We start from the raw sequence: 20,181 nt of genomic DNA on the forward strand, positions 1-20,181 counted from the left end.
CATGTCGGCGCTCCACTTCCCCACCAAGATAGTCGACACCGACATCTTAGTCATAGGCGGCGGCATGGCCGGTTGCGGCGCCGTGTTCGAGGCGAAGTACTGGTGCAGGGGCAGATGCAAGGTGACGCTTGTCGAGAAGGCCAAGACCGAGAAGTCGGGGGCCGTGGGCATGGGCCTCTCCGCGGCAAACCTAGGCGTCTTCTCGGAGGATCCGGACGACCCCAAGCCAGAGGACTTCGTCCGCTACGTTAGGAACGAGTTCTTCGGCATAGTGCGCGAGGACTTGGTGTACGACATAGCGCGCCACATGACGTCGACCATAAAACTGTTCGACTCCTGGGGCCTGCCGCTGTGGAGGGACCCCAAGACAGGCAAGTTCTTGAGGACGGGGAGGTGGCAACACCCGGTCCACGGCGAGTCGTACAAGGCCATTGTGGCCGAGGCTTGCCTAAAATCGGCCGACGAGGTCTACGAGAGGGTCCTAATAACCCATCCTTTGCTGGACGAGAGAGTCCCCAACAGAATCGCAGGCGCCGTTGGCTTCCACGTTAGGGACGGCACCTTCTACGTCTTTAGAGCCAAAGCGGTTATAGTAGCGGCGGGAGGCGCCTCACTGGTCTACCGCCCGAGATCCACCGCCGAGGGTCTGGGCAGGACTTGGTACCCCACCTGGGCGTCGGGTTCGGCGTATGCCATACCCATCCTCGCGGGGGCCGAGACCACGTCCATGGAGGCGCGCCTGGTCGTGGTCAGGTTCAAGGACGCCTACGGCCCCGTCGGGTTCCCCTATCTGCTCCTCAAGATGAGGTCCACCGACGTCCACGGCAAGCAGTGGGAGCCTCTGCCCGACGAGGCCAGAGAGGAGTTCAAGAAGCTCTACGGGAAATACGCCGAGGCTAGGCCGACCCCGACGCTTCTGCGCGTGCTCGTGACGGAGCGCAACTTGATGATGGGCAGAGGGCCCGACCTAATGCAGACGCAGGAGAGGCTGAAGACCGACGAGGACCTAGAGACGCTCTACGAGGACTACCTCGACATGACGCCCACGCAGGCGTTCTTGTGGGCAGGCCAGAACATACACCCTGAGAAGAGGCCCTCGGAGCTGGTCCCCACAGAGCCTTACGTCCAGGGTAGCCACGCGTCGCCCAGCGGCATGTGGGCGTCCGGCCCGGCCGACCTCGCGCCGCCTGAGTACAGGTGGGGCCCCAACAGGATGTTGACTGTCGAGGGGCTGTTCGGCGCTGGAGACACCGTGGGGGCGTCGGGTCACAAGTTCAGTAGCGGGTCGTTCACCGAGGGGAGGATAGCCGGCAAGTCGGCGGCCCGATATGTGTTGACGCAAGCAAAGGACTACAAGCCCACCGTAAGCGACGACACGATCGAGCGGTATAAGGAAATAGTCTACAGGCCCATGGAGTGGTACCACGCGAATAGGCCGTTGACGACGACGCCGGAGATGCCGCCCCAGCTCACCAACTGGTTCGAGATACACCCGAACTACCTCAACTGGTTCCAGCTGTTGAACCGCCTCATGAAGATAATGGACGAGTACGCGGCGGGCTGGGGCATGCACTACATAACCAACGACTACATGCTGGGCCGCGCCTGGGAGTTGTTGACCATGTTGGAGGAGGACTTCCGCTTCGCCGCAGCCGCAAGCCTCCACGAGCTGCTCCGCGTCTGGGAGTTCTACCACCGCCTACTGGTGGCCCAGGCGGTGGTCCAGTCCATGATGGCGCGTAAGGAGACGAGGTTCCCCGGCTACTACGTAAACGCGGACCACCCCAACCTCGACGAGGAGAACTGGCACGTGTTCGTGAACGCGAGGAGAGATCCCAAGACCGGCCAGTGGAGCGTGAGGACGGTCCCCGTCATCCACATAATACCTTGATTTTTTGCGCCGTCCTCTGCCGCCGAGTCGTTGCCTTCCCGAGTCCGCCTGCACGTAGGCGCCACGCCGGAGGCCGCGAGACTAACCCCGCACTGCGGCGAGTCTCGAGCTTTCGGACGTTTTAAATACCGAGTATTCTTTCTCGGGTGATGTGCCGATGGCTGGCCGATCGGTGAGGTGCTCGTAGCGGGTTCTGATCTGTACCGTCACGTGGCGATTTTCGTCCCGTGGAGCGAGTGGCGTCTCTCGACGTCGTGGCCTAGCGATCCGTGCGTATAGGCTCCTTGCCGTCGTGTGTTAGGGCGTTCAACGTATTTTTATCTGCGCCTAACTGGACGTGTTCTCGCTGGAGTTGCCCTCTGACACGGCGGCGTTGGTCAGAGGCCCGGCGCGCGTGGACTGCGTAGGTGGCTGTAGGGTCTTCGGCGGATTTTTCGAGAGCTTCTACGTGCCGCCGTACAAGCAGTATCCCGTCGAGGGGCCCGCCTCCCTCAAGATAGACGGCGGATCTGTCGTGTTCCTGAGGGGCTCGCCGATTCCGGAGGACTGGAGGCTCTCGCTCGAAGGCGTCGTCATGTTGGTAGGCCCCACGGACTCCGGGAAGAGCGGGCTCTCGACATATCTAGTGAACACGCACGTGGATAGGGGCGGCGTCTGCGTGGTGGACGCCGACGTCGGGCAGTCCGACATAGGCCCGCCGGGCTTCGTGACCTGCGCCTGCACCTCGGAGCCCGCGCCGCACATATCTGAGCTGAAGCCGCTGGACGGATACTACGTGGGCTCCGTCAACCTCCAGGGGATGGAGGAGCTCCTCGTCGCAGGCGTCGTGCGTTGTCTGAGGCGCGTCTCGGCGCCGCTCGTCCTGATCAACACGCCAGGGTGGACGACGGGGAGGGGGATCCAGCTTCTGAGAGCGCTGGCCGACGCCGCCGAGGCCCGCGTGGTCAACGTGGGGGAGAGGATCCTCCCGGGGCCGACCGCCTCGAGGCCGGGCCACATCTACCCGCGGAGCCCCCAGGAGAGGAGGGAGCTGAGGAATCTAGCCTACAAGAAACACATATCCCTCAAGGGGGAGGCGACGGCGCCGGCGGAGGCCTTGTCGCCCTGCCGTTGGGAAGGCGGCTTGGTCTGTCCGTGGGGGAGGTACGTGCCGGGCGACGTGGAGAGGCCTGAGGGGAAGGGCCGGGACTACGTCGTGCCGCGCCCCTATCTGAGGCACATCCTCGCCGGGCTTTATAAGGCGGGCAGGCTGGCGGGCTACGGCGTGGTGGAGAGGATCTCCGATGAGGGGATCTCGCTCTACACAACCGCCGAGGACTTCGACGAGGTGAGGATAGGCAAGATACGGCTGGATCCCCAGAGGCTCGAGGAGCTGGATCCCCTCCCCTAAACCTTTTTAACCTCAGTCGGGGCAGATCCCGTGAGGCGGTACGAGGTCAAGGGGCCCTGCCCCGAGCTGGGCGTGGTCCTCGCGCGGCTGGCCTTGGAGGTGCCTGCTGGCGAGACCGCAGTGTTGGTCAGCAAGTGGCGCTACGTCGTCGAGGACGTGAGGAACTCGGCCCAGCTACTCGGCATAGAGGTCCTGTCCGTATCGGAGGGGCCCGACGGCGTGGAGGTCGTGGTGAGGAGGGCTAAAACGTGAGGACTAAGTCTGCCTCTCTGCTCAACGCGAGGAAGCTGAGAGTCCCCCCGTACTTGACCCCCTCCACCGGCTCGATCCCCAACATCCTCGCGACCGGCTCGTCCACGTAGACCACGATGCCGAGCCTCAAGGCCTCGCGCGCCAGCTCCTCAAGCGGCTTAGCCCCCAGCTTCTTGAGCTTCCACGAGACGTACCACCTGGCGAGGGCCGGCACGCCGATGAGCCTGGTCTTGGGCCTCCGCGAGAATAGGTATATGCCGAGCCCCGTGGCGAAGAGATATACGTCGTACCCCGCGGCCTTCGCCGTTATGGCCACCGCCAGCGCGTGGTAGGCCCTCGCGAGGTCGTTGTCGGACAGGAGGAGGACCGCCTTGGGCACGTCAGCCCTTGACGACGCCTATGGGCCTCTGCCTGACGACCTTCTTCGCGAAGCCGACCTGGTGGGCAGTCTCGACGACGAGGTCGACGTTCTTGTAGGCCTCCGGGGCCTCCTCGCTTATGACCTCGGTCTCGGCGCTCCTGACTATTATGCCTCTCTTCTCAAGCTCGGCCCTGACCCTCTGCGGCGGGAACGACCTTATGGCGGCCTCTCTGCTGAGCATGCGGCCGGCGCCGTGGGGGGCCGTCCCGAAGGTTATCTTCATGGCGTCGTGGGTGCCCACGAGTATCCAGGAGGCGCTGCCCATGGAGCCCGGTATCAACACGGGCTGTCCTATCTCCCTATACTTGGCCGGTATTTCGGGATGGCCCGGCGGGAAGGCGCGGGTGGCGCCCTTGCGGTGCACCCAGACCTTCCTGAGAGTGCCCTTGTCGTCCACCTCGTGGGTCTCCAGCTTCGCTATGTTGTGGGCCACGTCGTACACTATCTCGAGGCCGACCTTCTCTATGGAACCGAAGACCCTCCTGAAGGCCTCCCTGACCCAGTGCATGATTATCTGCCTGTTTGTCCAGGCGAAGTTCGCGGCGGCCGCCATGGCCTTCAGATAGTCCTCGGCGACTTTATCCCTCAGCGGCGCTGCGGCCAGCTCGCGGTCCGGCAGTCTCAGCCCCCACTCCCTCATCTTCCTCTCCATGACCATCAAGTAGTCGGTGGCCACCTGGTGGCCGAACCCCCTGCTCCCCGTGTGTATCATGACGAGTATCTGGCCCTCCTGCTCTATGCCCATGGTCTTAGCGGCCTTCTCGTCGAATATCTTATCGACGACCTGTATCTCGAGGAAGTGGTTGCCGGAGCCGAGAGTGCCCAGCTGGTCCTTCCCCCTGTTCTTGGCCCTCTCCGACACCTTGCTCGGGTCTGCGAGGTCCCAAGACCCCTTCTGCTCGATGAACTCCTTGTCCTCGGGCCAGCCGAAGCCCTTGGATATGGCCCACTCGACGCCCTCGGCGATCGCCTTGTCGAACTCCGAGACGGAGAGCTTCAGATGGCCTGTCTCGCCGACGCCGGGAGGCACCAGCTTGAATATCTCGTCCACGAGCTCCTTCAGCTTAGGCCTCACATCCTTCTCCGTCAAGTTTGTCCGTAGGACCCTCACGCCGCAGTTGATGTCGTACCCTATCCCGCCCGGCGATATGACGCCCTCCTCCGCGTCCACCGCGGCGACGCCGCCTATGGGGAATCCGTAGCCTTGATGGCCGTCGGGCAGGACTATGCTGTACTTATATATGCCGGGGAGGCACGCCACGTTCGCGCCCTGCTCCAGAGTCATGTCGGTCTTCATCTTCTCCAGCAAGGCGCTGTCGGCGAAGACCCTGACGGGCACCCTCATGCACTGCTTATACGTCTTGGGTATCTCCCAGATATAGTCCGTGATCTTATTTAAAGGCGGGGCCATGTCCCCCCTCACTCTCCACTTAATAAAGCTTATTGGATGAAGGGCGATGGCGTGCGTAGATACGACTGGATCGAGCAACGTAGCAGAGCCCGGCGCCCGGATCTGACAGTTCCGACTTAAATAGCTATCCAGTTAGAGACGTGTACGCCGTCTCGGAGGAAGGCGGGATTTACTTGGTGGAGTTCTCCATAGTGTCTCTGAAGGAAGGCGACGTGTCGGAGGAGCGTGTGGCGGTGAGGGTGGACAGATCCGGCCGCCCCGTCGAGCCCTCCAGGTTTCAGTCCTTGGATCAAGCCATATCGGCGGCCGCTCTGGCGTTGCTGGAGGCGGCCGACGCTGTCGAGGCCGAGCTGGACCGCATAGAGTACGGCCTGGAGTCCGACGGAAAGGTGGACCCCCTGTCGGTCTACAACGCCGCCTACCTGATCCACACGCTGTACGGCCACTCCCGCTCTCTGCGCTCCCTCGCCGCCCGCCTCCGCCGCATGGGGCTCGTCAGACAGCGCACGTACGAGACGGCCCGCGCGGCGTCGCGCCGGATAGACGCGTTGAGGAGGGCCCTGTTCGACCTACGGCTCCTCCACCTAGCCCAGATACAGAACTCCATAAACGTGTCCATGAAGAGGATGACCTTGGTGAGCACGGTGGCGCTCCCCGCCATATTGATATCGAGCATATACGGGATGAATCTGTCCCACCTCCCCCTGGCCGACAGCCCGGAGGCGGTATTCGCCTTGATATTCGCGGTCACTGCGGCCTTCGCCGCCTTGGTGTACAAGATGTGATCACTGGGCCACCCCGACTGTGTTGCCGACCCCCACCAACAGGACGGACTCGCCCGGCTGCACCTTCTCCTTTATGAAATCGACGACGCGCTTGCTGACTATCTGTACGGCGTCGTAGATCTCCTTGGTCATGGCTGTTAGGGCCTCGGCCTCCCTCATCTTTATCAAGAAGGCGTAGAGCGGCACCCCGTACTTCGTCGCCATGCTCTCTATGTTGAACTTCTCGGCGCCTATTCCGCCCATGGCCACGCCGACGCCCTCCGCCACCTCGCCGGTCTTCTCGCCCTCTAGCTTCAAGGCGGCGTCCACAGTGATGACGTACTTAGGCCTAGCCCCCAGCTTCTCGAAGACGTACTCCACGCCCTCGTCGGGCCTCCCCACCGTGCTGCCGGGGCCCTTGGCCTTAACGATATACAGCCTCCGCCCCTCTAGGTCGCACTCGACCACCGAAGTGTCCTTGATCCCGTCGTGGACCACAGGCTGAGAGCACATGCGCATGACGTTGTATGCGACGAGCGGGCCTGCGCTGTCGCCGACGGGGACGCCCTTCATGAAGGCGGTCACGGCGCCGTTGAGCGCGTCGGAGACCTCCTTGAGGAGGGGCAGAAGCATGGACAGCTGCATGGCGTAGACGTACAGCTTGTACTTCTTGGCGATTCTGTAGTAGTGGTCCACCACCTTGTATAGGTAGTTTATCTCCCTCAAGGCCTCGAGCGCCGTCGAGGCGTTCTTGACAGCGGTGGTGTTGTCCCCGATCAGCTTGGCCACCTCAGACTCTGAGGCCGTCTCGTAGGCGTTGAGTATGTTCTTGTACTTAGGGACTATGCCGAAGGGGTCGAGACCGGTCGGAGGTATGACCGTGAAGTCCAGCATACGCTTTATCACGTCGTCGACATCCTTACGGCCTACTCCTTGTTTCTTGAGACGCTCTAGGTAGTTCCCTATATCGTTCGACGCCGTCCTTATCATCTGGCCCAGATACGACAGAAATCCGCCTATCTGCCAGAGCGGCCTCTGTATGTAGTAGAACTCTTGGTATATGTAGATAGCCATGAACCACACTATAGTGGTTATGATCCAGTACCACAAGCTACTGCCTGTAGTCGCCGTTTGGAGTATCATCGGCTTCCAGCTGTTATGTCAATAAAAAGATTTCAGCGATCGAAGACCCGCTCACTGGTCGCGGCGCACGCGCTCATCACACGTCTACAGTCTCCTCCACCTCCTCTCTTTTATCGCTTCTCCTCACCCAAGTCGCAAGCGCGGTCGACACGCCGGCGGCTAGCGACGCCGCCATTATTTTCACTAAGCTGTCGGCGGTCATGACGGGGAGCCTCACCGTGGCGCCTAGCTGGACGGTGTACTCGACGCCGCGGTATCTAATAACTGCGTAGCTAGACAACGGTATCACCACGGCGGCTCCTTGGGCCCCTCTGAAGGTCAAATTGCCCATGATCACCTCGAAGCTGTCTAGGGGGCTCCCCAAGATATCGACGACGTGGACGACCTCGGCGAGGTTCGTGTCGTTTATCGATATTACGGGTTGGGCCTTGACCGCGTACCTCGCTATCGCCGTCCCGTTGAGATATACGGTGACCGTGACGTTGGAGCCGGCTCTCGCCAGCCTAGGCGAGACCTCGCCCGTCCCCCACCCGTAGATCACGACCTTGGGCTTCACCAGATCTGTGCGGGCTACCAGATATCCGTCGACAAGCGCCGCCGGGTAGTAGAACGTGGCGTTGTGCCAAGCCACAGCCACGTAGTAGGGCACGCCGTATACCAGACACCTCCCGACAGGCGCCCCGTCGGCTGTGGTCGGATAGACCGTGATGTTGTAGTCTGAGAGAGGCGTCCCGGCGAGGTCCGTGGCGTTTATCCCCAAGAGCAACGTCGTGTTCACGGCCTTCGGAAACTCCGGGCTCTGCAACGTGTACGTCTCGCCGTCGTTCAACTGCACTATCACCGAGACGGGCCTCGCCAGCGGGTCGGAGACGTAGGCAGTCCCGCCGCACTGGCCCACCACCGGTATCTGGACCTGGCTCACTACAACCGTCGGCTTCCCCAAGACGTAGATCTGAGACGGCGCGAACCTAAGGCCCGAGATAGGCGCCGGGAAGCCCCCTGACAGGTTCACGCCCGGCTCCGGCACGTACACGTAGTAGTCCGGCGCCTTCGAGGAGAGAGATATCGGGGTTACGTTGACCAGCCCGTAGCCCGATATGGCTATCTGGGAGCCGTAGGCCAGATACTTGACCAGATATACCCCCATGGCGCTTCGGTCCTCCACCTTGTATATGAAGGACCCCGTGACGTTGGGCTTGTAGAGGGACTTGACCTCTACGAGGGCTCCGTCGGTTAGGTTGAGCTGGATCGTGCCTATGAGCGCGTACGTGCTCGTCGTGCCGTAGGAGACGGGTATTAGCGGCCCCACGGCCCTCCACTTGTCGACGACAATGGACAGGAACGACCCGCAGATGCGGCCCGTCACGTACGTCGGGGTGCTGTAGGGCGCGAGGAGGGCCCGCTGGATGTTCCCGTACTGGTCTATGACGTATACGGAGCTTATCCCGTAGCCGGACAGCGGATCCAGATAGGCCGTGACGTTGGCGCAGCCGCCTAGATACGTGCTGAACGTGTACGGGACGTAGGGCACTTGTATCAACGAAAGCGTTGAGTTCAGCAACAGATAGAGCGCGACCAACATCGCACCTGCCGGGTCGCGGGAAAATAAGGGCAACATTTAAGTATGGCGGAACACGGGGCTTTGTGAAGTTCGCCGTAGCTTCGGCCATCTTCTCGCTGGCGGCTCTGGCGTTGGCCCTAGCTGTCAAGGGCCTGGCGGCGCCTCTAGCCCTCCCAGTCTACGTCTCGCTCGCCGCAATAGACGTAGCCCTCTTCGTGCTGGGCCTACGGGACGCCGCGGCGGCGCTGGACATAGCGGCTGGCGAGTGGGAGGCGGCCGAGCTGAAGTCTGTTAGGGCTCTTTTGGTGGTCCTGTTCTTCATGTCGATAGTGGTCCTGGGCTATCTGATATTGGCTCACGTAGCGCCGTCGGTCTTTGCGGCGTAGCTCATGTCGGCTTATTGCCTAGACCCGCGCCGTGCTCAACAGAATCGCGTGTATTTTTAGCTAGCCGTTGGTCGATTGCGTAGCCAAGCTCTTTATCCACTGTATAAGCTCCCGATACCTCATAGTCTTTATTAATCCGCCGCATACGCAATCGTTACACGATAATTCCTCTTCCACAAAGGCGGCGAGTTTTTTGTCTTCTGTTAGAAACAGTAGGACCCCCTTGGTTATACCGGTTGCCGTCCTCCTAGGCACAGTGGCGAGTAGGTCGTATGAGTACAGCAGAGAGGCCAGCACCTCTAGGTCGTCTCTAGGATATCCTCCGAGGGACAGTAGTGTATTCATCACTTTTTCGCTCCAACACACCCTACGTGTCTCTCTACTCTCCAGAGCGCGCCTCTGCCTAGCGAGGGCTCCGTCATCCTCCACGATCCTAATGTGGCGCGATTGGGCGAGGTCGGAATAGGCCGTCAGGGCTATGTTGAACATGGACTCCACATCGAGATGCAGCCAGCCGTGCCTCGCCCGGTCCACCGATCTCAATATATTCATTAACGCACCTGGGAGCTCCCTGTCTACGGCCTTGTCGATATAGATAACCAAGCCTTGCTCCATCGCTATCTCCACCAGCGGCTTAGGCCTATTCGAGACACGCGTCGTTGCAACTACGTAGATTATCCGCGCCAAGACGCTCGTATCGGCGAAGAGGTGTACGTTCTTAGACACCACTAAAGAGATCGGGGAATTCCTCGACCTCGTCCGTATATTTTGTTCTTCTCACGGCCTCCTTCAACTTACGCCGGAAGTCTAGATACGCGTCTAGATCTACGTTGAACGCCAAGGCCTTCGCGTCGCCCTCCAGGCCGAGCATTTTAAGGGCCAGCTCCGCGAGCTCCTCCTCGGACTTACGGCCGTAGGCCTCCACCACCTTCACGGCCCTCTCCGCGAGCTCGCCGAGCCCCATGCGTCTAAGCGCCGCCGCGCTCTCCGCCGCGGCATCTCCCGGTCTTTTGACGTAATACGAATCGCCTATCCTAACCACGTCTATCCCGCACCTCTCCGCCAGTCTGTCTATAGGTATAAACGGCCCCTTTAGATATATGGTGAAGCGCTCCGGCAGTCTTACTGTGGGCTCGCCCGCTCCGTAAAGTGTGAGGAACAACAACTTAGACACCGCCTCGGCCGAGAGACCTCTGCGGTAGAGCTCTAGGTACCTCCCGACGATTAACCTGAGCAGATGCCTAGACACCTCACAGCCTACTTGTACAACTAACATAGGCAAATATACACGACAGGTTTAAAACTTCTTTCTTTGACTTTTAGATAAGGATTTCTGGCTCTTCGAACTAGGCGGATGCGCTACCGCCTTATGCCTCTGCGACGCGGCCGCTTAAACCTTCTTGCCCTCCAGCTCCTCCAACCGCCTTCTGCACTCGTCCAGCTTGTTCTTTATCTCGGCCACGGCCGCCTCCCTCAACAGAAGCGATCTGTAGAAGGACAAGATCTCCCTCTCCTGCTCCAACAGCCTCTTCTGCCACTGCGCCAGACGCGACTCCTCCTCTATGAGCCTTCTGGCGAAAGGCGCCAGCCCGTCCATCAGCTCCATCTCCTTCCTCCTGACGTAGTCCTCTATCTTGGAGTACTCGGCCTCCTTGTTCTTGAGCGCCTCCTCTATGTTCTTGTACTTGGCCACCAGCTCCTCCAGCTCCTTCTTCTTGGCCTCTATGTCCTGCTCGATCCTCTCGAGCTCGGCCCTCCTCCTCTCAAGCTCCTGGAGCTTGGCCTCAGCCTCCTTGCCCTTGACCTCCAGCTCCCTCACTCTCGCCTCCCTCTGCTCCAGCTCAAGCCTCTTGGCCTCCAGCTCTTGTTGCATCTTCTTGAGGTCCAGGTCGCGCCTCATGATCTCCTCCTCGCGGGCCTTCAGCGCCTTCTCGCGCTCCTCCAGCTCCTGCAACATAGAGGCGTATCTGCCCAACATATTCCTGAGGTCGTCGAAGAGCGGTTGGGCAGACGTGGAGAGCGCCGCCAGCTTCCTCAAGTCCTGCGCGAGGGCCTCCAGCTCGCCCTCCCTCTTCTTGAGCGCCTCCTCCCTAGTCCTTATCTCGGCCTCCTTATAGGCCAACTGCTTCAGCTTGTTCTCGTAGTCCTGCAACCTCGCCGTGAGGTCCTTGGAGAGCTCCAGCATAGACGACGCTATGGCTCTGATCTGGCCCGTCGCGTTGTTTATAGCCTCTAAGGTCGAGGCGGCCTCGCCCAGCTTGGCTAGGACCTCGTCTATGGAGCCCAGCGACTTTGTGAGGGAGTCGGCGGCGGACGTCACTTGGGCCGCCGCTACCTTTAACTGGTTCATGGTGTCCAGCAACTCCTTCTGGCGCGACGTTAGGTCGTTCATGCCCCTCACTATCTCGTTGAGCCTAGCGACGCTGTCGACGAGATCCTTCACGCTTCTCGAAATAACGTTGGAAAGGCCGTCGACGGATTTCTTGATGTCCAGAAGGCTCCCCCTTAAATCGGGCGGTATAGAGCCTCTGAGCTCGTTCACGCTGGCGTTGAGGGAGCTCAACGCGGCGTCTATCCTCGCTATTGCGTCCTCCAATCGCTTCGCGTCCTCCCTCCTAAACACGAAGGGCCCCCTCGACGGCTTTATATTGTTTACGGCCACTTACGGCCGGCCGCCGCGGTTGGCGAGCCTATCGGCCCGACTGGATCTTCTCGAGATATCCCTGCAACAACGCTATGCGCTCGAGCAAGGCCTCGCAGAGCGCGTCCCTCTTCCTGAGCTCCTCCAACAAGATCTCCCTCTGATACGCAAGCTCCTCCACCGCCTTCTGAAGCACGGCGTCGACGCGCTCCGCGGCTTCCTGTATCTTGGATACTGCGATCTCCACGTTGGGGGGCGCCGGAGGCGGCTGGGGAGGTTGCCTCGCCTCTATTCTGGCGGCGGTCTCCGCCAGCTGTTTGGAGAGCGACGCCATCCCTCTCCTTATCTCTATGAGCTCCCTCAAGACGTCTTGTAGTATGTCCTCGGGGGCTAGGTCGGCCACTCCAGCTCGTGTTGTTATCCTTAAATAGTTGACGTATAGCCATGGGGTTCCGATCGGCAAAGGCGGTGGTGAGGGCAAAATACGTCGACGCCAACGCCGTGATATTGGGGCCGTCGACAATCGGAGAGGGGGCCTTCGTCGACGCGGTTGTTGTGGGGTACCCCGTCAGGGCCAAGATACTCGGCGACTTCAAGTCGCTCGACGAGATAAGCGAGGGCTCGAGGATAGGCGCCGGGTCTATCTTGAGGAGCGGCTCGGTCATCTACGAGAGGGCCGTGTTGGGCTCCGGGGTCGAGCTGGGCCACAACGTCTTGATTAGGGAGGAGACCGTCGTAGGCGACGGCGTGAGGATAGGGACGGGGTCCATAGTGGAGAAGGGCGTCAGGATAGGGAAGAACGCCTGGATACAGTCCATGGTCTACATACCCAACGGCACCGTGATCGAGGAGGACGTCTTCATAGGGCCGAACGCGGTGATAACCAACGACAAGTATCCGCCGAGCAAGAGGCTGGATCCGGTCGTGATAAGGAGGGGCGCGGTAATAGGGGCCAACGCGACTCTGGTGGCGGGCGTGGAGGTCGGCGAGGGCGCCGTGGTGGCCGCAGGCGCGGTCGTGACGAGGGACGTCCCGCCGGGCGCAGTCGTGGCGGGAGTGCCGGCGAGGGAGATTTCGCGCGTCGACGAGTACCTCAAGAAGAGGGAGGTGTACGAACGCGGCGTCTAGATGCCGACGGCGACAGCCCTCTTTATCCTCTTCGACATCTCCTCGTAGAGCCGCACGTCTTCCTTCGTCAACGACGGCGGAATCCGCTTAAGCGCCTCCTCGAAGTGCTGTCTCGAGACCGGCTTGGCCGACCCGGCCCTCTCCCTTATGGTCTCCCTCAACGCGAGCATGGCGGCCTCCCTCACCAAAGCGGCTATGTCGGCGCCGGTGTAGCCCTCGGTCCTCTTGGCCAGCTCGGCCAAATTCACCACGTCCTCCTTCTTGCATCTGCCGTCCTTCGCCGCAGCCTCGTCGCACAGCTTGACGCGCCTCGTGTGCACCTTGAGTATCTCCAACCTGGCCTTCTCGTCGGGCGGAGGCACGTAGATTATGCGGTCGAACCTCCCCGGCCTGAGAAGCGCGGGGTCCAATATATCGGGCCTATTCGTGGCGGCCATCACCACGACGTTCCTCAAAGTCCCGATGCCGTCCATCTCCGCCAGTAGCTGGTTGACTATCCTGTCGGTGACGCCGGAATCGCCTAGGCGAGAGCCCCTCGCGGGCGCTATGGAGTCTATCTCGTCGAAGAAGACGACGCATGGGGCGGCCATCCTAGCCCTCTTGAATATCTCCCTTACTGCCTTCTCGGACTCGCCGACCCACTTGCTCAACACCTCGGGCCCCCTCACCGCTATGAAGTTGGCCCCCGACTCCGTCGCGACGGCCTTGGCGAACATGGTCTTGCCGACGCCCGGAGGGCCGTACAGCAGAATGCCCCTAGGAGGCTCCACGCCGAGCTCGTCGAAGTACGCCCTATACTTCATCGGCCACTCCACGATCTCCCTCAGCTCTTGTTTAATGTCCTCGTAACCCCCTATATCGCTCCAGTGGACCTCAGGCACCTCTATGATGACCTCCCTCAGCACAGTGGGCTGGACGAACTTCATGGCCTCCATGAAGTCGCCCATGCCGACCTTGAGCTTGTTGAGGACGTCGGGCGGTATGCTTTCTTGATCTAGGTCTATAAGCCCCTTGGACACCGCCTTCCTCAAAGCCGACATGGCCGCCTCCTTGGCCAGAGCGGCTATGTCGGCGCCGGTGTAGCCGTGAGTCATCTCGGCTATCTTGTCTAGATCCACCTCGTCGCCGGGCGCGCACACCCCGGCCTTCACGTCCTCGCTAGTGCACAGCGGCATGTTGCGGGTGTGGACCTGCAAGATCTCCCTCCGCGCCCTCTTGTCCGGCATCGGTATCTGGATCTCTCTGTCGAATCTTCCCGGCCTCCTCAGTGCTGGGTCTACTGCGTCTGGCCTATTGGTTGCGCCTATGACTACTATCTGTCCTCTCTCTTGTAGTCCGTCCATTAAGGTTAGTAGCTGGGCAACGACTCTCTTCTCCACCTCGCCGGTCACTTCCTCTCTCTTGGGAGCTATGGCGTCTATCTCGTCGATAAAGATAATTGCGGGGGCGTTTTTCTTAGCCTCGTCGAATATCTCTCTAAGCTTCGCCTCAGACTCCCCGTAGTACTTCGACATAATCTCGGGGCCGTTAATAGCGATAAAGTAGGCATTAGCCTCGTTGGCGACAGCCTTAGCCAAAAGAGTCTTGCCAGTACCAGGAGGGCCGTAGAGCAATATCCCCTTGGGCGGTTCTATGCCTAAATGCTTAAACAGCTCCGGGTGCCTTAGGGGAAGCTCCACCAACTCCCTAATCTTCTGCTTAGCCTCCTCCAAATCGCCGATATCCTCCCAAGTGACTCTCGGTATAGCCAACTCGGCCTCCTTGACCGGCTCCTCTCTGACAGTCACCTCGGTATCCACCGAGACGTACGCCGCGGGGCCCGGCTGGACTTGCACCACGACGAACCTTATGGACCCTCCATAGAAGGGCACGTCGATGGCTTGGCCTCTCGTGACGGGCTTGCCTAGGAGGATCTGTTTCTTGAGGTATTCCGAGTCGACCCTCACGGGCTCTGTGGGGGCGAGCACGACTCTCTGGGCCGGCCTCAAGGAGATCTTCCTCACCCTCACCGTGTCGCCGATGCCCACGCCGGCGTTTTGCCTAATCATTCCGTCCATACGGATTATGTCCTTGTCCTCGTCCTCGGGGTAGGCCGGCCACACCTGGGCGTAGGCCGATTTCCTCCCCACGATCTCCACATAGTCGCCGGGCTCCACCCCTAGCTTCTTCATGATCCTTATAGGTATCCTCACAATAGAACGCCCGACGTCGCGGGACTTCGCCTCGAATATGCGCAACACAACCTCGTCGGCCATCGTCTTCACGAGGGCCCGTCTATAAAAGTCTTTGCGGAGAAAGCTTTTTAGCTACAGAGACAACATAGAAGACATGTCGGTGTTCGACGAGTTCGACAGGATGATAAAGAGGTGGCAGAGGTTCTTCGAGGAGCTGGAGAGGCAGATAGACGAGGAGTTCCAGAGGATGACGGAGCCGAGGTACCAGTATAGGGGGAAGCCCCGGTTCTACTATTACGGCTTCGAGATCACGATGGGCCCCGACGGGAAGCCCATAGTGCGGGAGTTCGGCAACGTGAGGAGCAGAAGGGAAGGCGCGGGGATAGAGGTGGTGGACGAAATAGAGCCGCTCACAGACGTGGTCGAGGACGACGGGAAGATAAAGGTGGTGGCCGAGATGCCCGGCGTCGATAAGGACGACATAAAGGTCCGCCTCAGCGACGACAACAGGACGCTTATAATCAGCGCCTCGGGCAAGGACAGAAAATACTATAAGGAGATACCGTTGCCGGGAGAGGTAATACCAGAGAAGACCAAGGCCTCGTACAGAAACGGCGTGTTGGTCGTCGAGCTCGAGAAGAAGGACAAGACCAAGAAGGGATTCGAAATAAAGGTCGAATAACTTAAGCCGGATCCCAGGGCGGCACCTTTCGGGAAAATTCCACTTCCACTATAAGCGGGACCTCCCTCGCCGTTGTAAGTTTATATCCTTTATCGGATAAAGCCGACGTGTCCGAAACAAAACTAGCAGTTACCATTATTGTATTAGTGTTGTCTGCGGCGGCCACATGGGTCGCCACCTTGAGCCTGACCTTACAAGCAAATAATGTCGCGGGATTGGGTCCGGCGCCCGCGGGCTCCGCCCCGTCCGGCCAGCTACCGACTGTCAAGATCAGGAGGCTTTACGTTGTCGGCCCGGTTTGGCTCGGCGATGTGGCGGCGCGGCGCCTCAACGTATCCGTTGTGGCGATCCAGCTCGGCGATCTGCCGGCTGTCCCCAACGAGAGCGTGGTGTTGATATACTGGCCCTACTTGAAGGCCAATAAATCCTCGCTCAGATATCTGGAGTCGGCCATCGCTAGAGGCGACCTAATAGCGGTATACGGCAACGCCAGCGACGAGGCAGAGGCAGAATACCTACTCGGCTACGCCTGGGCTGAGGCCTCCAACAACAGAGTCATCAACGGGACGGTTTGGCCGGGGGCGGCCCTGCCGGACTACCTATTCGCGGTGCCGCTCATACCTGTAGGATCGGGGGAGCCTGTCCTCTACGTCGTCAAGTGGATAAGGCCGAGAGGCCTAGTCATAGGGCCGATATACCTAGATCAACTGCCCAAGCTCGTGGCGAGGCTCGGGGCGGATCCCGCGACGGGCCCCGATCCTTGTTTAAATGAGTACAAGAACTTCCCTAAGCTGGCTACCCCGTCGGCCGGCACCTACGTGGGGAAGAACTCGACCTTCATATGGGCCGCGCCGATGCTCGTCGGCACATCCGCCGCGGGCGTGCAAGCCTACGCCGATGGTAATGGAACTTTCTATTGGGATACTTGTACAACTATAGGCAATTATATTTACAGAGTGCAAGCGCCCAACAATAACCCGACTTACTACTTACCTATGCAGGTCATCGGGTACGAAAGTTATTACGAGTCGTCGACTATGTACAACAACGGCGGGGAGGTCGTGAGACAGCTAGGCGCGATAGACTATTACTACGGCTACCAGATGTACCAAAACGGGATAACCAACGTGTTTATAGGCGACATAGGGGGCGGCGCCTTTTCGCCGAGCGAGTGGAATCCGCCGCCTACGGGCAGCACTTCCGAATACAACATCTACTTTGGTATATCGTTCAGGAACGGGTTCATCTTTCCATTTATCGGTGTCGAGACAACGTCGCCTCCCGGCACGAGCGAAAGCATAAGTTGCTCTAACAGCCAGTCGCTTACGGTATATCCCAACGGCGTGACTGTCGAAGTAGCCAACCTAACCTGGGCGTTTGATATAGGCCAGCCAGCTAGTGACAGCAACTTTCCCAATTACTTCGAGGACATAACCCCAGCGGCTCTAATTCTGCCGAGCTTCTCGCAGTCGAATGCCTATAGCGCGGTGTTTGGTATATATTTCGATAACTATGTATATACATCTACGGTAATATCTAGTTCGCCTAGTGGAATCTGTTATAATTATATCACCCAAAATATATGGGCCCGCGTGTACTGGGCCATATACATAGTCCCCCAGTTGTCAGGAGCAACAAGCACGTCCTCCAATATCGTCATACGGCCCCAAGTGCCGGGAACTTACATAAGCGGTATATCTAGCGGTAGCACCACACCTATCTGTATAGCTGGTGCTTAAATATATCTATTTTTGACATTAAATATTTTATATCTCATACTGCATCGACTACTGCCGGGGCGTGATGTCCTCGCCGTCTTCTGAAGCGGTTCCAACGAATTCTGTTATAAACACCGCCAACTTTCTCCATGCCGTACCACATAAAGGCGAATAGGGGCGATATTGCTGATACGGTCATCGGCGTCGGCGACCCGGCGAGGGCTCAGCTCTACGCGGAGGAGATAGGCGCTGAATTGGTCAACGCCAATAGGTATCCCGTCTACACCGGCAAATACAGAGGCATGCCCATCACCATAGTGGCACACGGGATAGGCGCTCCGTCCATAGCCATAGCTCTCGAGGAGCTCAGAATGCTCGGCATGAGGAGGTTCGTGAGGATAGGGACAGCCGGCGCTTTGGCCGATCTGAAGATAGGCGACGTGGTGGTGGCCTCGGCCGCCGCGGCCGCCCACGGCGGGGGTGTCCTCTCTGCGTACATGGGCAACGCGTGTCCGCCGCTGGCTCCCTCGCCTATCTTGACGGCGAAGCTCTACGAGGGGCTGAAGGGCCTCGGGGCCGTGCTGGGCCCGGTCGTGTCCAGCGACGCCTTCTACGCCGAGGCCGGCGTGGCGGATCTCTGGAGGTCTTGGGGCGCGGTTGCTGTGGAGATGGAGTGCGCGGCGGCCATGATGTTGGGCTGGCTTAGGGGCTTCGAGACCGCCTGCGTGTTGGTGGTGAGCAACGTGGTGGGCAGAGAGGAGACTGCCGACCTGCGCAATAGGTTCGTCGAGGTCTTCAAAAGAGTCCTAGAGGTCATTTGGGGTTCTTACTCGTCATCGGTCGGGAGCGGCAGCCCTTGAATCATCGACCTATACCTCCTCCCCATTAATAACGCTAACGCCGCCTCGACCTCCGACAGCATGGCCTCCACGCACTTAGAGCAGTACGCCGAGACGACCCCCCTATATATGCCCAGATAGCCCACGTTGTCGGGACCCACGGCAGATCCGCAGGACCTGCACCTCGGCCTTTTTAGTTTCAAGAAAATTTTCACCTCGGCCTCGTCCGCGTTCGTCATCGTCTCGCCCCCCGCCGAGATGTAGAAGATTAGTTTCGGCCTACTCTCCCCGACTCCCATGTTTGTTCTAAACATATAAAAGCAACTGACGCCGCCCCCTCCATGAGGCTTCTCGCCGAGATGGCCGAGTACATGGCCGCGATGGGGCTCGGATACGTCGCGGGCAGATTCCTCGGGCTTAGGATCCCCTCCTTTGCGTTCACTGCGGTGGTCGCCGCCGTAATATTCTCGGCGTCGGCCGAGGGGGCGCGCACCGTAGTCGACAACGCGGGCTATATCGTGGCCCTATCCTTCGGCTACGCGCTGTCCGCGGCGCTCGCCTCTTTGTTGCCCTTCGCCTTGCTGTCGCGGGGCCGCGGCGCCTCGCAAGCCGCCGGATCCAAGGTGTCGGTCGTCGCAGTGTCGGCTCTCCTGGCCGGCATCGCCGTCGGCTACTTCTTCCAGGCGCCCTACGCCTCGGCGATCGGGCCCATACTCGTGGTGCTCCTCTTCTTGGCGGGGGCCGACATAGGCCGGCTGAGGGGGCTGACGATAGGCCCGAGGCTTATAGCCGTGCCGCTCGCCTCGCTGGCGTCGAGCCTCGCCGTCGGCCTCGCCTTCTACCTATGGCTGGGCGTCAGCCCGGCGGTGGCCGCCGGAATGGGGTGGTACAGCTTCACGGGGCCCTTCCTGCTCTCGGCGTCCGGCAACGCGGTTCTGGGCGCCTTGGGGTTCCTCGCCAACTTCTTCAGAGAACAGCTGACGTTTGTGCTGACGCCGCTTCTGGCGAGCCGTATACCCCCCGACGCGGCGCTGGCTGTGGGCGGCGCGACGACGATGGACAACACGTTGCCGCTGTACCGCTCCGTATACGGCGCAGAGGCCGTGGTGCCGGCCGTGGTGAACGGCGTCGTGTTGACCGTGGCGGTGCCGATAGTGGTCCCCCTCGTGTACAGGCTATTTCCTTAGCCTATCGCGGCCCCAACGCCTTATGAAGTCGTGCTCCAGCCCCAACACGTCGAGTATCCTCCCGACGAAGAAGTCTATTAGCTCCTCCAAGGTCTTGGGCTTGTGGTAGAACGGAGGAGCCGCCGGCATGACCACCGCGCCTGCAACAGTCGCCAGCTCCATGTTCCGTATGTGGACTAGGCTCAACGGCGACTCCCTCACGACGAGGACGAGCCTCCTCCTCTCCTTCAAGGCCACCTCGGCCGCCCTAGTGATGAGATTCGTCGTGAGCCCGTTCGCAATTGCGGCGAGCGTCTTGGTGGAGCAGGGGACCACCGCCACGGCATCTATCCTAAAGCTGCCGGAGGCTGGCGGCGCCTCAAGGTCGTCCTCCTCCCAATAGTAGTCGGCGAGCGATATCACGGAGTCCCTATCCAGGCCGACCTCGTGCTTCACGATCTTCCACGCCGTCCTCGACACCGACAGGTGCACCTCGACGTTCAGCTTGCGGAGGTATTCGAGGAGCCTCACGGCATATATGGCGCCCGAGGCCCCGGTAACCCCCACGAAGATCCTCATGGCGTCTGGTGCTTGCACTCTTAAATATATGGACC

The 20,181-nt window shown here is 60.1% G+C and carries 21 protein-coding genes; 10 read left to right on the top strand and 11 right to left on the bottom strand.

The window, feature by feature from the left end; translation table 11 throughout:
• The first annotated feature begins 1 nt into the window (after position 1).
• The 3 genes from aprA (at position 2) to TUZN_RS03435 (ending at position 3,533) form a co-directional block, all read left to right on the top strand.
• Positions 2–1,891, top strand: a complete 1,890-nt coding sequence (aprA, locus tag TUZN_RS03425) for an adenylyl-sulfate reductase subunit alpha (RefSeq protein ID WP_013679541.1) — start codon at positions 2–4, stop codon at positions 1,889–1,891.
• Between the two features lie 337 nt (positions 1,892–2,228).
• Positions 2,229–3,281, top strand: coding sequence for a Clp1/GlmU family protein (locus TUZN_RS03430; protein WP_013679542.1), 1,053 nt, complete (start codon positions 2,229–2,231; stop codon positions 3,279–3,281).
• A gap of 30 nt (positions 3,282–3,311) precedes the next feature.
• A complete protein-coding gene (locus TUZN_RS03435; protein WP_013679543.1) occupies positions 3,312–3,533 on the top strand; it encodes a sulfurtransferase TusA family protein in 222 nt (73 codons plus the stop codon).
• Here the strand turns inward: TUZN_RS03435 and TUZN_RS03440 are convergent.
• Positions 3,523–3,912: a DsrE family protein gene (locus TUZN_RS03440; protein WP_013679544.1), complete on the bottom strand. Its 390-nt coding sequence runs from the start codon at positions 3,910–3,912 to the stop codon at positions 3,523–3,525. The two genes, TUZN_RS03435 and TUZN_RS03440, sit on opposite strands and share 11 nt — an antisense overlap.
• A 1-nt stretch (position 3,913) precedes the next feature.
• Positions 3,914–5,365, bottom strand: a complete 1,452-nt coding sequence (locus tag TUZN_RS03445) for an RtcB family protein (protein WP_013679545.1) — start codon at positions 5,363–5,365, stop codon at positions 3,914–3,916.
• 140 nt (positions 5,366–5,505) lie between these two features.
• Here TUZN_RS03445 and TUZN_RS03450 point away from each other — a divergent pair, with 140 nt between their 5' ends.
• Positions 5,506–6,150, top strand: a complete 645-nt coding sequence (locus tag TUZN_RS03450) for a CorA family divalent cation transporter (protein ID WP_013679546.1) — start codon at positions 5,506–5,508, stop codon at positions 6,148–6,150.
• On the opposite strand, the gene TUZN_RS03455 is transcribed toward TUZN_RS03450, so the two are convergent.
• Both TUZN_RS03455 and TUZN_RS03460 read right to left on the bottom strand, forming a co-directional pair.
• On the bottom strand, positions 6,151–7,272 hold the full coding sequence (locus TUZN_RS03455; protein WP_013679547.1) for a DUF1512 domain-containing protein: 1,122 nt from the start codon (positions 7,270–7,272) through the stop codon (positions 6,151–6,153).
• A 76-nt stretch (positions 7,273–7,348) separates the two neighbouring features.
• Positions 7,349–8,854: a hypothetical protein gene (locus TUZN_RS03460; RefSeq protein WP_013679548.1), complete on the bottom strand. Its 1,506-nt coding sequence runs from the start codon at positions 8,852–8,854 to the stop codon at positions 7,349–7,351.
• 62 nt (positions 8,855–8,916) lie between these two features.
• Here TUZN_RS03460 and TUZN_RS03465 point away from each other — a divergent pair, with 62 nt between their 5' ends.
• Positions 8,917–9,219 carry a hypothetical protein gene (locus tag TUZN_RS03465; protein ID WP_013679549.1) on the top strand — a complete coding sequence of 101 codons (303 nt, stop codon included), beginning with the start codon at positions 8,917–8,919 and terminating at the stop codon, positions 9,217–9,219.
• 60 nt (positions 9,220–9,279) lie between these two features.
• Here TUZN_RS03465 and TUZN_RS03470 read toward each other — a convergent pair whose 3' ends face one another.
• The 4 genes from TUZN_RS03470 to TUZN_RS03485 all read right to left on the bottom strand — a co-directional run bounded on the left by TUZN_RS03470 (position 9,280) and on the right by TUZN_RS03485 (position 12,263).
• Positions 9,280–9,945 (bottom strand): Rossmann-fold NAD(P)-binding domain-containing protein, encoded by a 666-nt coding sequence (locus TUZN_RS03470; protein WP_013679550.1) that lies wholly within the window; start codon positions 9,943–9,945, stop codon positions 9,280–9,282.
• Positions 9,938–10,495, bottom strand: coding sequence for a hypothetical protein (locus TUZN_RS03475; protein ID WP_013679551.1), 558 nt, complete (start codon positions 10,493–10,495; stop codon positions 9,938–9,940). The genes TUZN_RS03470 and TUZN_RS03475 overlap by 8 nt, the downstream gene beginning before the upstream one ends.
• A 114-nt stretch (positions 10,496–10,609) precedes the next feature.
• Entirely contained in the window at positions 10,610–11,842 is a 1,233-nt protein-coding gene (locus TUZN_RS03480) for a coiled-coil domain-containing protein (RefSeq protein ID WP_148678574.1), read from the bottom strand.
• A gap of 67 nt (positions 11,843–11,909) precedes the next feature.
• Positions 11,910–12,263 carry a hypothetical protein gene (locus TUZN_RS03485; RefSeq protein ID WP_013679553.1) on the bottom strand — a complete coding sequence of 118 codons (354 nt, stop codon included), beginning with the start codon at positions 12,261–12,263 and terminating at the stop codon, positions 11,910–11,912.
• A 41-nt stretch (positions 12,264–12,304) separates the two neighbouring features.
• Between TUZN_RS03485 and TUZN_RS03490 the strand changes: the two genes are divergently transcribed.
• Positions 12,305–12,988, top strand: coding sequence for an acyltransferase (locus TUZN_RS03490; RefSeq protein ID WP_052886053.1), 684 nt, complete (start codon positions 12,305–12,307; stop codon positions 12,986–12,988).
• On the opposite strand, the gene TUZN_RS03495 is transcribed toward TUZN_RS03490, so the two are convergent.
• Entirely contained in the window at positions 12,985–15,243 is a 2,259-nt protein-coding gene (locus TUZN_RS03495) for a CDC48 family AAA ATPase (RefSeq protein WP_052886054.1), read from the bottom strand. The two genes, TUZN_RS03490 and TUZN_RS03495, sit on opposite strands and share 4 nt — an antisense overlap.
• 73 nt (positions 15,244–15,316) lie before the next feature.
• On the opposite strand from TUZN_RS03495, the gene hsp20 reads away from it, so the two are divergent.
• The 3 genes from hsp20 to TUZN_RS03510 all read left to right on the top strand — a co-directional run bounded on the left by hsp20 (position 15,317) and on the right by TUZN_RS03510 (position 18,422).
• Positions 15,317–15,844 carry an archaeal heat shock protein Hsp20 gene (hsp20, locus tag TUZN_RS03500; protein ID WP_052886055.1) on the top strand — a complete coding sequence of 176 codons (528 nt, stop codon included), beginning with the start codon at positions 15,317–15,319 and terminating at the stop codon, positions 15,842–15,844.
• A 107-nt stretch (positions 15,845–15,951) separates the two neighbouring features.
• Positions 15,952–17,583 (top strand): hypothetical protein, encoded by a 1,632-nt coding sequence (locus TUZN_RS03505; RefSeq protein ID WP_052886056.1) that lies wholly within the window; start codon positions 15,952–15,954, stop codon positions 17,581–17,583.
• 128 nt (positions 17,584–17,711) lie between these two features.
• Positions 17,712–18,422, top strand: a complete 711-nt coding sequence (locus TUZN_RS03510; RefSeq protein WP_013679558.1) for a phosphorylase family protein — start codon at positions 17,712–17,714, stop codon at positions 18,420–18,422.
• Here TUZN_RS03510 and TUZN_RS03515 read toward each other — a convergent pair.
• Entirely contained in the window at positions 18,389–18,700 is a 312-nt protein-coding gene (locus TUZN_RS03515) for a hypothetical protein (protein WP_013679559.1), read from the bottom strand. The two genes, TUZN_RS03510 and TUZN_RS03515, sit on opposite strands and share 34 nt — an antisense overlap.
• A 42-nt stretch (positions 18,701–18,742) precedes the next feature.
• Between TUZN_RS03515 and TUZN_RS03520 the strand changes: the two genes are divergently transcribed.
• Complete coding sequence (locus tag TUZN_RS03520) at positions 18,743–19,588, top strand: LysO family transporter (protein WP_013679560.1); 846 nt, start codon at positions 18,743–18,745, stop codon at positions 19,586–19,588.
• Here TUZN_RS03520 and TUZN_RS03525 read toward each other — a convergent pair.
• The gene (locus TUZN_RS03525) at positions 19,577–20,146 is read right to left on the bottom strand and encodes a UbiX family flavin prenyltransferase (RefSeq protein ID WP_013679561.1); all 570 of its coding nucleotides are present in this window, start codon (positions 20,144–20,146) and stop codon (positions 19,577–19,579) included. The genes TUZN_RS03520 and TUZN_RS03525 overlap by 12 nt on opposite strands.
• Positions 20,147–20,181: the final 35 nt, after the last annotated feature.

Origin of the sequence: Thermoproteus uzoniensis 768-20 (assembly GCF_000193375.1) — an archaeon.
GTDB lineage: Archaea > Thermoproteota > Thermoprotei > Thermoproteales > Thermoproteaceae > Thermoproteus > Thermoproteus uzoniensis_A.